13 protein-coding genes and 1 pseudogene are annotated in these 13,629 nt (G+C 71.4%); 11 read left to right on the top strand and 3 right to left on the bottom strand.

Features of this window, described 5'->3' with window-relative positions; all coding sequences use genetic code 11:
- Positions 1-19: 19 nt before the first annotated feature.
- Complete coding sequence (locus tag AC5L35_RS20005) at positions 20-742, bottom strand: response regulator transcription factor (protein ID WP_495061175.1); 723 nt, start codon at positions 740-742, stop codon at positions 20-22.
- A gap of 207 nt (positions 743-949) precedes the next feature.
- On the opposite strand from AC5L35_RS20005, the gene AC5L35_RS20000 reads away from it, so the two are divergent.
- Genes AC5L35_RS20000 through AC5L35_RS19990 form a run of 3 tightly spaced genes read left to right on the top strand, consistent with a single transcriptional unit; the run spans position 950 to position 4,127 of the window.
- A complete protein-coding gene (locus tag AC5L35_RS20000) occupies positions 950-1,663 on the top strand; it encodes a DUF5134 domain-containing protein (protein WP_495061174.1) in 714 nt (237 codons plus the stop codon).
- Positions 1,664-1,701: 38 nt separating this feature from the next.
- The gene (locus AC5L35_RS19995; protein WP_495061173.1) at positions 1,702-2,448 is read left to right on the top strand and encodes a YcnI family copper-binding membrane protein; all 747 of its coding nucleotides are present in this window, start codon (positions 1,702-1,704) and stop codon (positions 2,446-2,448) included.
- Positions 2,449-2,462: 14 nt separating this feature from the next.
- Positions 2,463-4,127, top strand: coding sequence for a copper resistance CopC/CopD family protein (locus tag AC5L35_RS19990; protein ID WP_495061172.1), 1,665 nt, complete (start codon positions 2,463-2,465; stop codon positions 4,125-4,127).
- Here the strand turns inward: AC5L35_RS19990 and nicT are convergent.
- On the bottom strand, positions 4,124-5,221 hold the full coding sequence (gene nicT / locus AC5L35_RS19985) for a Nickel transporter NicT (RefSeq protein ID WP_495061171.1): 1,098 nt from the start codon (positions 5,219-5,221) through the stop codon (positions 4,124-4,126). The two genes, AC5L35_RS19990 and nicT, sit on opposite strands and share 4 nt — an antisense overlap.
- 228 nt (positions 5,222-5,449) lie before the next feature.
- Between nicT and AC5L35_RS19980 the strand changes: the two genes are divergently transcribed.
- The 7 genes from AC5L35_RS19980 to AC5L35_RS19950 are packed head-to-tail and all read left to right on the top strand — an operon-like array spanning position 5,450 to position 12,302.
- The gene (locus tag AC5L35_RS19980) at positions 5,450-6,169 is read left to right on the top strand and encodes an alpha/beta hydrolase (protein WP_495061170.1); all 720 of its coding nucleotides are present in this window, start codon (positions 5,450-5,452) and stop codon (positions 6,167-6,169) included.
- 43 nt (positions 6,170-6,212) lie between these two features.
- Complete coding sequence (locus AC5L35_RS19975; protein WP_495061169.1) at positions 6,213-7,475, top strand: NAD(P)/FAD-dependent oxidoreductase; 1,263 nt, start codon at positions 6,213-6,215, stop codon at positions 7,473-7,475.
- A gap of 53 nt (positions 7,476-7,528) precedes the next feature.
- Positions 7,529-8,257, top strand: coding sequence for a DUF1365 domain-containing protein (locus AC5L35_RS19970; RefSeq protein WP_495061296.1), 729 nt, complete (start codon positions 7,529-7,531; stop codon positions 8,255-8,257).
- Between the two features lie 29 nt (positions 8,258-8,286).
- Positions 8,287-9,555 (top strand): class I SAM-dependent methyltransferase, encoded by a 1,269-nt coding sequence (locus tag AC5L35_RS19965; protein WP_495061295.1) that lies wholly within the window; start codon positions 8,287-8,289, stop codon positions 9,553-9,555.
- A gap of 44 nt (positions 9,556-9,599) precedes the next feature.
- Entirely contained in the window at positions 9,600-10,973 is a 1,374-nt protein-coding gene (locus AC5L35_RS19960) for a class I SAM-dependent methyltransferase (protein WP_495061168.1), read from the top strand.
- Positions 10,970-11,797, top strand: coding sequence for a DUF1295 domain-containing protein (locus AC5L35_RS19955; RefSeq protein WP_495061167.1), 828 nt, complete (start codon positions 10,970-10,972; stop codon positions 11,795-11,797). The genes AC5L35_RS19960 and AC5L35_RS19955 overlap by 4 nt, the downstream gene beginning before the upstream one ends.
- Before the next feature lie 28 nt (positions 11,798-11,825).
- Complete coding sequence (locus AC5L35_RS19950) at positions 11,826-12,302, top strand: peroxiredoxin (protein WP_495061166.1); 477 nt, start codon at positions 11,826-11,828, stop codon at positions 12,300-12,302.
- Here AC5L35_RS19950 and AC5L35_RS19945 read toward each other — a convergent pair.
- Positions 12,205-13,224: a COG4705 family protein gene (locus AC5L35_RS19945; protein ID WP_495061165.1), complete on the bottom strand. Its 1,020-nt coding sequence runs from the start codon at positions 13,222-13,224 to the stop codon at positions 12,205-12,207. The genes AC5L35_RS19950 and AC5L35_RS19945 overlap by 98 nt on opposite strands.
- A gap of 299 nt (positions 13,225-13,523) precedes the next feature.
- On the opposite strand from AC5L35_RS19945, the pseudogene AC5L35_RS19940 reads away from it, so the two are divergent.
- A pseudogene (locus tag AC5L35_RS19940) lies at positions 13,524-13,610 on the top strand (DUF1003 domain-containing protein); the annotation flags it as partial.
- Positions 13,611-13,629: the final 19 nt, after the last annotated feature.

The raw sequence follows: 13,629 nt of genomic DNA, 5'->3' as shown, positions 1-13,629 counted from the left end.
TGCCACCGCCACCGCCGCACTAGCGGCCGGCGTTGCCGGGTTCCGGCGGGTCGAGCTCCAACCGGTACCCGTGGCCCCGCAGCGTGACGATCTCGGGAACCCGGGCCCTCGTCGCCGCAGCGATCTCCTCGATCTTCCGGCGGAGTGCCGCGACGTGGACGTCGAGGGTCTTGGTGGAGCCGTACCAGTGCTCGTCCCACACCTCCGACATCAGCGTCTCCCGGCTCAACGCCACGTCGGGCTGGGCGGCCAGCCGGGCCAGCAGGTCGAACTCCTTGGGGCGCAGCCGGAGCTCCTGACCGGCGACGGTGACCCGGCGCCGGGTGACGTCCACGACGAGGTCACCGATGGGCCGCACCGCGCGGGCCGTCGAGCCCTCGTTCCGGCGGAGGTGGGCCCTGATGCGCGCGTGCAGCTCGGTCAGGCGGACCGGTTTGACCAGGTAGTCGTCGGCTCCCGCCTCGAGGCCGACCACGACGTCCATCTCCGCGGAGCGGGCCGTCAGAATGACGAGAATGCTGCCGGGCTGCACGCGCCGGAGCTGCCGGCAGACCTCGACACCGTCCAGGTCGGGGAGGCCGAGGTCCAGCAGGACCAGATCCACCGGGGTGGACGCGGCCCGCGCGAGGCCCGCGGTGCCGGTGCGCTCCCAGAAGACCTGGTGGCCGTGGCTGCGCAGGCTCGACTCGAGGACGTTCCCGATCGTCGAGTCATCCTCGATGATGAGAATCCTGCTGGGCACGCTCACATTCTGCTCGGTTTTCCGGCCGTCGGCCGCTCCCACTCGGCAGGCTCTCTCGTCCCGTTGCCCGGTTACACCCGGTATGTCCGGTCGACCGGGCCCCGGGGGAGTGCGAACGGAGGATGCGCCGGCTCCCGGACCCTCCGTGTGACGTGGGCCATGGTCAGGAACTGGGCGGGCGCGGGTGCGGACCACTAGCTCGGCGGTATGGACAGAAGCTCAGGAGAGGGGCCGGCGGGAGTGGTGATCGAGGACGTGTCGCGATGGGTCCTGTCCGTGGCGTTCGCCGTCACGGTCGGCTACTACCTCCGCCGGATGGTCGCGCACCTCCTGATCGGGGCGCGCCGTCCCGTTCTGAGCGAGGGTCTGCACGCCCTCATGGGCGTCGCCATGATCGCGATGTTGTGGAGCTGGGGATCCGGTGTCCCGATCATGGCGTACGTCCTGATCTTCACGGCCGCGGCGCTCTGGTTCGTGGCGGAGGCGGTGCTCCCCGCGCGTTCCCCCACCACCGGCCGGACCGGGCCGGCGCTGTGTGCCGGACCCGCGGGTAGCGCCTGGTACCACGCGCTGATGATGTCGTCCATGGTCTGGATGGCCGTGCTGCTCTCCGCGGTGTCGTCAGCGGCGACCGGTGGCGGGGCGCCGGACGGGATGTCCGCGATGCCGGACATGGACATGGGCATGGCCATGGCGCAGCCGAGCACGGCGTCGGTGCCCGTGTCCCCGATGCCCCTGTGGGGCAGGGTGCCGTGCCTTGCTCTCGCGCTCGTGTTCTGTGCGGCCGCGCTCCTGCTGGTCGGCCGCGGACTGAGGCCGGTGTTCTCCCGGCACCGGACCTCCGCGACGCCGCCTGCCGTCCAGCTGATCGGTGGGCTGATGGCCGCGGCGATGACCGCGTCCTTCGTCGAGATGGCCTAGGGACACCCCCTGGTGCGATGGATCGGAAGGTGGGGCGGATGAGGGACAGCGCGGGCACCCGTCGACGACGGTGGGTGCTCAGGACCGGTGTGATCGGGGTGGGTGCGGTCACGGCGATCCTGGCTCTCGCCGTTCCGGCCTGGGCCCACGTGAAGGTCTCCGGCATCGACGCCGTCCAGGCCGGATCGGGCGTGGTGACCTTCCGGGTCCCGTCCGAGTCGGCCACGGCGTCGACCACCGAACTGCTGCTCACCTTCCCGTCGGCAACCCCGTTCACCTCGGTGGACACCCAGCCCAAGGCCGGCTGGACGGCGACGGTCAGCAGGAAGCCGCTTCCCCGGCCCCAGCAGGGGGAGGGCGGTTCGGTGATCAGCCAGTTCGTGTCGCAGGTGGACTTCAAGGCCACGACCCCGGAGTCGGCCATCCCGCCGGGACAGTTCGACATGTTCAACCTGTCGATCGGCCCGTTCCCCACCGCGCCGAGCGTGGCGTTCGGCGCGCTGCAGACCTACAGCGACGGCACCACCGTCAACTGGGACGAGAAGTCGGCCGACGGCGTCACCGAGCCCGCGCACCCGGCGCCTGTGCTGCAACTGTCGCCCGCCGCGGGCGGCACGTCGTCCACCGCGGCCCGGTCCACGACCGCCGCTGCGGACGAGGGCAGCTCGTCGGGGAGTTCGTGGCTGGGGGTGGCCGGCCTCGTGCTCGGGATCGTCGCCCTGGTGCTGAGCGGTGTCAGCCTGGTGATCGCCCTGAACCTGCGTAGGGCGTCGGGCGGGTCTTGAGCCGGATCCTGCGGTTGGGCGGACCCCGGCTCCTGACCCTCGTCCTCGCCGCCCTTCTGTCCTGCGTCACGGTCGTCGTGCTGGCCGGCCCGGCGAGCGCGCATGCGGTGCTGGACAGCAGCTCACCGCAGGACGGCGCCAGGTTGGGGCACGCGCCGGCCACCGTCACGCTGACCTTCGACGAGGCGGTCCAGCCCATCCCGGCGTCCGACGAGGTCATCTCGGCGACCGGCGTCCGCGTCGACACCGGGCGGCTGACGCAGTCAGCTGACGGCACGACCATCGTGCTGCCGCTCCGACCGGACCTGCCCACCGGCGCCTACTCGGTGACCTGGCGGGTGGTGTCGGCCGACACGCACATCGTCGGCGGCTCGATCACCTTCGGCGTCGGCGTGGACCCTTCGGCCGCCCCGGTCGCCCCGCCCGACCGCGCCCGCGCGCTCGACATCACCGCCGACGCCGGCGAGGGCCTGCTGTACCTGGGGATCGTGCTGCTGGTCGGCGTCGGCGCCGCGGCGGCGTCGCTGTGGCCCTGGGTGCTCGCCGACCGCCGGACGCGCCTGCTCATGAGGGCGGGCTGGCTGCTGATGCTGCTCGGCACCGTCGCGCCGTTCCTGCTGCAGGGGCCGCGCGCGGAGAACGAGGGCTGGTCTGCGGTGTTCCGGTTCGCCGACGCCGGACAGACGCTGGGCAGTGCCTTCGGACGTGAGCTGCTCGCCCGCCTGCTCCTGCTCGTACTGGTGGCCCCGCTGCTGACCACGGCCTGGCTGGGGCGACTGCAGTGCCGCCGGTACGCCGTCGCCGGCGGGACGGTCGCCGTGGCCCTGCTGGTCACGGTTGCGCTGACCGGGCACGAGGCGGTCGGTTCCGACGTGCCGGTCGCGATGATCTCCGCGGTCCTGCACCTGGCCGCCATGGCGGTCTGGTTCGGTGGGCTGGCCGTCCTGCTGGCTATCGTGCTGCCCGCCGCCCGTTCCGGCGGGTTGCCGCTGCGCGCCGCCCGGATCACGCGCTGGTCCTGCGTCGCCTACAGCTGCGTGGCGTGCCTGGTGCTCACCGGGGAGTTCCAGGCCTCGCGTCAGATCGATCCCGTCCAGGCGCTCTGGTCCACCGGCTACGGCGTCGTCCTGCTGGTCAAGCTCGCGGTCATCGGCCTGGTGCTCGTCGCCGCGGCCGTGGCGCAGCGACGCGTGCTGAACGGTGCCCGCGACGAGCTCGCCTGCGCTGACGTGCGGCGCGTCGTCCGGCGCAGTGTGCGGATCGAAGCCGGCCTTGCCGTCGTCGTGCTGGCGGTCACCGCGCTGCTGGTGTCGGAACCTCCGGGCAACACCACCTACGGCCCCTCGTCCGACATGACCGCGCCGCTGGGGCCGGACACCGTCCACGTCCACGTCGACGGCACCCGGCGAGGCCGTCAGAGCTTCGAGCTCACCGTCACGGACTCCGCCGGGCGGCCGGCTCCTGTCCAGGCGATCACCGCGAGCCTCTCCTCCGCCGAGGTGGCAGCGCTGGCGGTCACGCTGGCTCCGGACCCCGCCCCCGGCCTGTCCACGGCGGCGGCGCGCTGGCACAGCACCGATGCCGTCGTCCCGCTGCCCGGTCCCTGGACCCTCGCGCTCGACGTCACGGTGGACTCCGCCGACGCCTACTCCACGGCGGCGCACTACCGGGTCTACTAGGGGGACTCGGCCTCGGGGACGCTCCAGCGTTCCTCGATCCGGCCGAACCGCCAGATCGAGACGGCCAGCGCCCAGATCACCAGGAACAGGCCGACGACGATGTAGCCGACGTACTCGAGGTCCAGGGAGCTGACGAGGCCGAGCGGCCCGCGGGTGGTGCCGAGCCGGTCCGCCAGTAGCTGGAGCAGCTCGATCATGCCGATCACGAGCGCGACGACCACGGACAGCGCCGTGATGGTCAGGTTGTAGAAGACCTTGCGGACGGGTGTGAGGAACGCCCAGCTGTAGGCCGCGGACATGAAGACCCCGTCGGCGGTGTCGAACAGGCTCATGCCGGCGGCGAACAGCACCGGCAGGACAAGGACGGCGTACCAGGGCAGGTCGAACGCGGCTGCGCCGCCGGCGAGCACGAGCAGGGTCACCTCGCTGGCGGTGTCGAAGCCCAGCCCGAAGACGAAGCCGACGGGGAACATGTGCCACGGCTTGCCCACCGCACGCATCACCCGGCCCAGGAGCCTGGTCAGGAAGCCGCGGGCGTTCAGGTGCTGCTCCAGCGCCTCGTCGTCGAGCGGCTCGGTGCGCATCCTGCGGAAGACGCGGGCGATGCCGACCAGTGCGAGCAGGTTGAGCAGGCCGATGAGCACGAGGAAGCCGCCGGAGAGGATCGTCCCGATCAGCCCCATGATCTGTTTGAAGCGGGAGGTGTCGTCCAGGTCCCCGGCCACCGTCCGGACCCCGACGGCCAGGAGGACGCACAGGACGAGCACCACGGAGGAGTGGCCGAGCGAGAACCAGAACCCGACGCTCCTGGCCCGTTTTCCCTCGCCGACGAGCTTGCGGGTGGTGTTGTCGATCGCGGCGATGTGGTCGGCGTCGAAGGCGTGGCGCATGCCCAGCAGGTACGCGGTGAGCCCGAGCCCGACGCCGAACGTCCCCTGGGTCCCGAGCGAGTAGCCGGCTGCTGCCACGGGCCCGGCCAGTACCGACCATCCGAGGGCGGTCAGCCCGACGATGAAGGCCGTCATACCGCCGATCTGGATCCAGTCCTTCCGGTCGAAACCCTGCCCCCGGTCCGTTGTCTTGATCTCGACCACGCGGCAATCATTGCCCAGCTGTTCAGGTATTCAATGATGCGATCGTGTGGCGTCGGTGACCCACCGTGCGACGAATCGCCTGGTCGGGCACGAATGGATCGATACTGATCGCCGGCCGGGTGTCCGAGTCGGCCGGCGGCCCGTGTGACCTCGGTCCCATTGATCATCCGTCGAGGCCCGTCAGGCGGAACACCTGGGAAACCGTCCCGCCCACACCCGAGGTCGTCCGTGTCCGAGAACCAGCAGTTGCCCCGTCTGGACGCCATCGGCCGGTTCGGCGCCGCCCCGCCCGGGGTCGTGCTGGTGCTGCACGGCGGCCGGTCGACCAGTCACGCGAGCGGTGAGCGGAGGCGGTTGGCCTACACGCGGATGCTGTCGTTCGCGTGGGTGCTGGCCGGCACCGGTCCCGCCGTCTACCAGCTGCGATACCGCTACCGGGGGTGGAACGCCCCGGCCAAGGACCCCGCGCGGGATGCGACGTGGGCGCTCGAGGAGATCGCGAGACGGCATCCGGGACTCCCGGTGGTGCTGGTCGGCCACTCGATGGGCGGACGGGCGGCGCTGACGGCGGCGGGCGCGCCGAACGTGGTGGCGGTGTGCGCGCTCGCACCGTGGCTCGACGGGTCCGACCCGGTGAACCAGCTCGCCGACAGGTCCGTGCTCATCGTTCATGGAGACCGCGAGCGCTACACAGATCCGCGCGAGTCCTTCGCCTACGCCGTACGGGCGAAGCAGGTGGCCGTCCGGACAGCACGTTTCGAGCTCCACGGTGCGGGCCACTACATGCTCGCCCGCACCCGTGACTGGCACTCGCTCGTCCGCCGCTTCGCGCTCGGGGCGCTCGGCGTCGAACCGGAGGACCCGGTGATCGCGAACGCCATGCGTCAACCCACCCCGGACGGCCTGCGTGCCGTCGTCACCACCTCGCGACCTGGAGCCGACGGATGAGCACCACCGCTGCGAGCCGGTCCGCCCCGACGGGCGGCGCCCGATGACCCGCCCCACCGCCGCGGTGATCGGGGCGGGCGTAGCCGGGCTGACCGCTGCCCACCTGCTGCAGCGCCGCTACGACGTCACTCTCTTCGAGGCCGACGCGCGGCTGGGCGGCCACGCGCACACCCACGAGGTCGTCAGCTCCGACGGCGGCACCACCTTCGTCGACACCGGGTTCATCGTGCACAACGAGCGCACCTATCCGAACCTGCTGCGGTTGTTCGGCGAGCTCGGGGTGTCGACGCAGGACTCGGACATGTCGATGAGCGTGCGGTGCGACGGCTGCGGCCTGGAGTACGCGGGAGCACGCGGCCTGGGCGGCCTGTTCCCCCAGAACTCCAACCTGGGCCGGCCGGCGTACATGCGGATGCTGGCGGAGGTGCTGCGGTTCCACCGGCACGCGCGGCGGGTGCTGGCCGACGAGCGCGCGGGCGACGTCCCGATCGGGGCGTTCCTCGCGGTGGGCGGCTACTCGCGCTACTTCGCAGAGCACTTCCTGCTCCCGGTGGTCAGCGCGGTGTGGTCGGCGGGCGAGAGCGTGTCGCTGTCCTACCCGGCGCGGTACCTGTTCACGTTCCTCGACCACCACGGGCTGCTGTCGGTGGGCGGCTCGCCGCGGTGGCGCACCGTCGTGGGGGGCTCGCGCAGCTACGTCGAGCGGGTGGTGAAGAACCTCAGCGCCGTCCGGGTCGCCACCCCGGTCCGGGCGCTCGTGCGCCGGGCTGACGGGATCGAGATCCGGGACGACGCCGGCGGGCTCCACCGTGCCGACCGCGCGGTCGTCGCGACCCATCCCGACCAGGCTCTCGCGCTGCTGGCCGAGCCGAGCGCGGCCGAGCGCGCCGTGCTGGGGGCGTTCACCTACTCCCGCAACGAGACCTGGCTGCACTCCGACACCTCCGTGCTGCCGCGCCGGCCGGGCGCGCGGGCCTCGTGGAACTACCTGAAGCCCGCATGCTCGTCCACCGGCGCTCCGGTGCTGGTCAGCTACGACATGAACCGGCTGCAGCGGCTCACCGAACCCGACGACTACGTCGTGACCCTGGGCGGCGCCCAGCGGGTGGACCAGGCGCGGGTGATCGCGCGGATGGGCTACGAGCACCCGGTCTACACCCCGGAGTCGGTGGCCGCGCAGCGCCGGTTGCCCGAACTCGACGGCGTCACCCTCGCCTACGCGGGCGCCTACCACGGGTGGGGTTTCCACGAGGACGGGTGCGCCGCCGGGGTGCGCGCGGCCACGACGCTCGGAGCGGGCTGGTGACCACCACCGTCCGACCCACCGGGACGGACCCGGCGCCGGTCGTCCGGGCGCCGGTGGTTGTGCCCGCGCTCTACGACGCCGAGGTGCGCCACGTCCGCAGGCAGCGGATGCAACGGTCCTTCCGGCACGGGACCTACCTGTGGCTGGTGGACATCGACGCCCTGCCGGCTCTGCCGCGATGGCTCCGCCCGTTCGCCCGCTTCGAGGCGCACGACCACCTCGGTGACCCGGAGCGCTCGATCCGGCAGAACCTCGACGCGTGGCTGGGCCGCCACGGTGTGGACCTGCGGGGTGGGCAGGTGCTGATGCTCGCCAACGCCCGGCTGCTCGGCCACGTCTTCAACCCGATCACCGTCTACTGGTGCCACCGGCCCGACGGCGTACTCGACTGCGTCGTGGCCGAGGTGCACAACACATATGGCGAGCGGCACTGCTACCTGCTCCACCCCGACGCTGCGGGCCGGGCGAGCACGGCCAAGGGCTTCTACGTCTCGCCCTTCCTGTCCGTGGACGGGCACTACTCGATGCACCTGCCGGTGCCCGGCGAGCGGCTGTCGGTGGCGGTGTCGCTGCGCCAGCAGGGCACCACCGCGCTCACCGCCACCGTCGTCGGCACCCGTCGGGCGGCCACGGCGTCGGCGCTGGTCCGGATGCTGCTGCGCCGACCTCTCGTCACCCACCGGACCACGGCGCTGATCCGCCGTCACGGCATCGCGCTGTGGCTGCGCAGGCTGCCCCTCGTCCCCCGACCGAGCCACGACCCGCAGGAGGGCGTCCAGTGACCGCCGAACCGATCAGCCAGTCCGGCCCGATCAGCCAGTCCGGCGCTGCCGTCGCCACCGGTCCGACGAGACTCGACCTACCGCAGCCCAGCGCGGGCGTGTGGCCCGGCCTCGCGACGGTGCCCCGCGCGCCGGCCAAGGCGCGGATCGCCGAGGCGCTGTTCCGGCGGGCGGTGCGTCCGCTGCCGGTGCGGGTGGTGTTCCCGGGCGGGGAGCGGATCGGAGCGGGCGGCCTCGACTCGCCGGTGATGCGGGTCGTGCGACCGGAGGCGTTCTTCCACCGGCTGGGCACGGGTTCGAAGATCGGTTTCGGGGAGTCGTACATGGTCGGGGACTGGACCTCCACACGCCCGGCCGACCTGCTCACCCCGTTCGCCGCCCAGCTGTCCACGCTGATCCCGCCGGTCCTGCAGCGCATCGGCCGCCGGTTCGCCGAGGCACGCAGGCCCGGTGCCGAGGCGAACACGCTCGACGGCGCGCGGGAGAACATCCACCGCCACTACGACCTGTCCAACGACCTGTTCGCCACGTTCCTCGACGAGACGATGTCCTACTCCGCCGCCTGGTTCGCCGACGGCAGCGACGACCTGGTGGCCGGGCAGCGCCGCAAGATCGACGCCGTCCTCGACATGGCAGACGTGCGGTCCGGGATGCACGTCCTGGAGATCGGGACCGGCTGGGGCGAGCTGGCCATCCGGGCCGCGCAGCGGGGCGCCCGCGTCACCACGCTGACCCTCTCGGCCGAGCAGGCCCACCTCGCCGAGGAGCGGATCGCCGCGGCGGGCGTTGCCGACCGCGTGCAGGTGCTGCTGCGCGACTACCGCGAGGCCCAGGGCAGCTACGACGCCGTGGTCAGCGTCGAGATGGTGGAGGCCGTCGGCGTGCAGTACTGGCCGACGTACTTCGCCGCGCTGGACCGGCTGCTGCGCCCGGGCGGCCGCGTCGGGCTGCAGTCGATCACCATGCCGCACGACCGGATGCTGGTGACGCAGCACGACTACACGTGGATCTCGAAGTACATCTTCCCGGGCGGGGTGATCCCCTCGGTCGAGGCGATCGAGCAGAACCTGCGCGACCACACCGGGCTGCGCGTCGTCGAGCGCCGCAGCCTCGGCCCGGACTACGCCCGCACGCTGGCCCACTGGCAGCGCACGTTCCTCTCCCGCCGCGACGAGGTCGCCGCGCTCGGGTTCGACGAGACCTTCTGCCGGATGTGGGAGTTCTACCTCGCCTACTGCGAGGCCGGGTTCCGCGTCGGCTACCTCGACGTCTTCCAGTTCTCACTGCAGCGTCGCTGACACCCCTGCCGTCCCCACCGCTTCGCCGGCTCCCAGGAGACCTCATGCCCCGCCCCGTGGCCCCGCAGCTCGCCGGGCTCGTCGAACGCCTGATCGGCGCGCCGCTGCCGATCCGACTCCGAGCGTGGGACGGCAGTGAGGCCGGCCCCCGTGCCGACCCGGACGCGCCCGTGGTGGTCATCCGGCACCGCCGGGCGCTGCGGCGGCTGCTGTGGAACCCCGGCGAGCTGGGCCTGGCGCGGGCGTTCGTGGCGGGCGAGCTCGCCGTCGACGGCGACATCGCCGAGGGTCTGTCGCGGTTCTGGAAGCTCGCGAGAGCCCAGAGCCTCGCCGGGGTGCGGCTCACCCGCGCCGACGTCGTGGACGCCGTCGCCGTCGCGGCCCGGCTTCGCGCCATCGGCCCCCGCCCGAAGCCCCCCGCGTCCGAGGCCCGGCTGTCCGGTGGCCTGCACACCCGCCGCCGCGACCGGGCCGCGATCGCGCACCACTACGACCTCTCCAACGAGTTCTACGAGTTCCTGCTCGACCCGCAGATGGCCTACTCCTGCGGTTACTGGACCCAGGAGGGCTCGCCCGGTTACGGGCCGGCCGACGCCCAGCGCGACAAGCTCGACCTGATCTGCCGCAAGCTCGACCTGGCCCCGGGAACGCGGCTGCTCGACGTCGGCTGCGGCTGGGCGGCACTGCTCATCCACGCCGCGCAGCACTACGGGGTGCACGCCGTCGGCGTCACCCTGTCCGCCCAGCAGCAGGCCTACGGGCTCGCCCGCGTGCGGGCCATGGGGCTGGCCGACCGGGTGGAGATCCGGCTGCAGGACTACCGGGCCATCGGCGCCGACGTGCCCGAGCAGCCCTTCGACGCGATCGCGTCGATCGAGATGGGCGAGCACGTCGGCCAGGACAACTACCCGGTCTACGCCGCGCAGCTGCACAGGCTCCTGGCCCCGCACGGCAGGCTGCTGCTGCAACAGATGTCCCGCGGCGCGTCCGGCCACAACCCGGCGCCGGGCGGGGGAGCGTTCATGGAGCGCTACGTCGCGCCCGACATGTACATGCGCCCGCTCGGTTCCACCGTCAACCTCCTCGAGGAGGCCGGGCTGGAGGTCGTGGACGTCCACTCGCTGCGCGAGCACTACGTCTGGACCGTCCGGCCATGGCTCGACACGCTGCGGGAGCGGGAGGCGGAGGCCGTCGCGCTGATCGGCGAGGAGCAGTACCGGGTCTGGCTGCTCTACCTGGCCGGTGCGGCACTGGCGTTCGAGGAGAACCGGATGGGTGTGCACCAGATCCTCACGGTGCGCCCCGACGCGCACGGAGCTACGGGCCTCCCGCGCAGCAGGCGGGCCGTGCTCGGCACGGACCCCGGGAGCGCCCCCGTCCCGGCGAACGGTGTTCTCATCGCCCCGGAACTCCGATGACGCCCTACCCGTGGGGTGCCGCGCTCACCAACCTCGTGGTCACCGCGGTCGTCGTCGCGGTGGTGTTCGCCGCGGCACTGGTGGTCGCGGTACGGGTGCGGGGCGGGCGCCACGACGGGATCGACGTCGTCTGGGGAGCCGGGTTCGCGATCGTCGCGATCACCACCCTGCTCCTGTCGGCCGGTGACGGAGACGTGTGGCGGCGGTGGCTGATCACCGTCCTGACCGCGGTGTGGGGGGTGCGGCTGGCGTGGCACATCGGCCGCCGCAACCACGGCGCGGGCGAGGACCCCCGGTACGTCGCCATCCTCGCCGAGGCCCCCGGCCATCAGGTCGCCCACATGGTCCGCAAGGTCTACCTCCCGCAGGCCGTGGTCCTGTGGATCGTGTCGCTGCCGGTCCAGCTCGGGCAGTACGGCTCGGCGGACGGCGCACTGTCGATGGTCGTGACGGTCGTCGGCGTGCTGCTCTGGGCCGTCGGGTTCACCTTCGAGACCGTGGGCGACGCCCAGCTCGCGGCGTTCCGCGCCGACCCGTCGAACAAGGGCCAGGTGATGGACCGGGGGCTGTGGCGCTACACCCGCCACCCCAACTACTTCGGCGACGCCGCTGTCTGGTGGGGGCTCACCGTGCTCGGGCTGCACCACCCTGCCGGGCTGATCGGGCTCGTCGGGGCCTTGCTGATGACGTGGCTGCTGGTGCGGGGCACCGGGAAGAAGCTGCTGGAGCAGACGATCGGTGAACGCCGGCCCGGCTACACCGACTACGTGCGCCGCACCAGCGGGTTCTTCCCGCTGCCGCCCAAGAAGAAGGCGAGCTCGTGAACCGATGACCACCGCCAGGAGGACCAGCGTGCAGACCGGCGATCAGCTCGACGACTTCGAGCTACAGGACGAGACGGGCACGCCCCGCAGGCTCGGCAGCCTGCTCGAGCACGGCCCGCTGGTGCTGTTCTTCTACCCGATCGCCTCCAGCGGCGGCTGCACCCAGGAGGCGTGCCACTTCCGCGATCTCGCCGCCGAGTTCGCCGAGGTCGGCGCCCGGCCGGTGGGTATCAGCGGCGACAGCGTCACGAAGCAGAGCGCCTTCGCCACCTCGAACGCTCTGGGCTTTCCTCTCCTGTCGGACCCGGGCAACAGGGTGGCGAAGAAGCTCGGTGCCTACCGCTGGTTCCTCCCCGGCGGCCTGCACACCCGGCGGGTCACCTACCTGATCGGTCCGGATCGTCGCGTCATCGGCACCGTCGCGAGCGAGAGCCGGATGGAGATGCACGCCGACCAGGCACTGGAGATCCTGCAGGTTCGGTACCGGGGCGGGGCGCCGGGGTGATCACCGCCCCGTTCGGCTGCTGTGGTGCGCCGGTGCGCCCGTTGGTCGGGTACGGCAAGGGCTCCAGCGGATGGCGGTGGACCTGTACGGCCTGATAGGCGACCAGTGCGACGAGCACGGCGAACAGCGCCACAGACGCCCACAACGTGCCCCAGCCGAGACCGCCTTCGTCGACCGGTTTGGTCAGCGAGTCACCCCCGGCCGACCCCAGCGGGCGGGTCAGGACGAACGCCAGCCAGAACAAGAGCATGGTGTTGATGTTCGTCAGGTAGTGGGCGCCCACGATCACGAGCATGACCGCGGCGATGATGAAGAAGGCGTTGTGGAATCCCAGACCGGTGTCGTCGGACAGCCAGTCACCGCTGGCCGTGCCCAGGGTGTTCGACACGAGAATCGCGATCCAGTAGAGGATCTCGCCCCTGCGACTGGCGATGTTCTCCACGTCGTATGTCTGCCCGGTGCGCCACCACACCAGGAAGATGATCGCCAGGAGGGTGGTGAGGATGAGCGCGCCCCATCCGTAACCCACCCCGCTGGGAACGCTGGAGTCACCGGGTCCCCGGTCCAGGAAGTCCGAGACCTCGGTACCCACCAGGCTGGTGCCCAGGACCACCGCCCAGAACAGCGCCGGATGGAACCGCTTGGCCCTGATCTGGAGCACCAGCACCACCACGAAGAACGCGAGAAAGATCAACGCGGTGACGACATAGCCGATCCCGAGGGTGATCCCGAACAGGTCCCCGGCGGTCTCGCCCAGGGTGACCGCGATGATCTTCACGATCCAGAACAACAGCGCGACGTGCGGAAGCTTGCGCATCACGTAGTAGGTCAGATGGTCCGGAACGCCCGGACCGATCGGTCCGGGCATTGTCGAGGACATTGTTCTCCCATCTGAGATTAATGCCACGGCGGACAGCGCCATATGCGCACGGTTCAGTCCGTGAGATCCGGCAAGAAGATCTTTCGAATGTACCCGCGACTGCGTTAGCTAGCGGCAAAAATGGCGGCGATTCGCTGCCATTTCCGTCGTTGAGCCCGATGTCCGGTATGCACCTTCGGCCGGTATGAGCTGGGCCGGCACGTAACCGTCGGGGCAGTAGGAAATGAGTCCCGATGCGTCTATTCCGAACTTGGCTGCGGCCGTTCCGTACGACGGCGGACCGGGCCATCGATCGTGGGCTGGACACTGCTGGGTATGACCAGCAGCGACGTGACCGGCTGGCGGTGACCTACCGCTGGGATCCCTACCCGTTCATCCTGCTCAACTTGTTGTTCTCCACGCAGGCCGCCTACGCCGCTCCGCTGATCCCGCGTGTCCCGTGCTATG

Source organism: Pseudonocardia sp. OZ21 (assembly GCF_059359135.1).
This window is presented reverse-complemented; position numbering and strand designations above follow the sequence as displayed.

What these genes read in the sequence shown, in the direction of transcription:
- AC5L35_RS19945 (WP_495061165.1), bottom strand. Translation starts at nt 13,224, where the DNA reads ATGGCGCTGTCCGCCGTGGCATTAATCTCAGATGGGAGAACAATGTCC.
- AC5L35_RS19955 (WP_495061167.1), top strand. Translation starts at nt 10,970, where the DNA reads ATGACGCCCTACCCGTGGGGTGCCGCGCTCACCAACCTCGTGGTCACC.
- AC5L35_RS20000 (WP_495061174.1), top strand. Translation starts at nt 950, where the DNA reads ATGGACAGAAGCTCAGGAGAGGGGCCGGCGGGAGTGGTGATCGAGGAC.
- AC5L35_RS19960 (WP_495061168.1), top strand. Translation starts at nt 9,600, where the DNA reads ATGCCCCGCCCCGTGGCCCCGCAGCTCGCCGGGCTCGTCGAACGCCTG.
- AC5L35_RS19975 (WP_495061169.1), top strand. Translation starts at nt 6,213, where the DNA reads ATGACCCGCCCCACCGCCGCGGTGATCGGGGCGGGCGTAGCCGGGCTG.
- AC5L35_RS19995 (WP_495061173.1), top strand. Translation starts at nt 1,702, where the DNA reads ATGAGGGACAGCGCGGGCACCCGTCGACGACGGTGGGTGCTCAGGACC.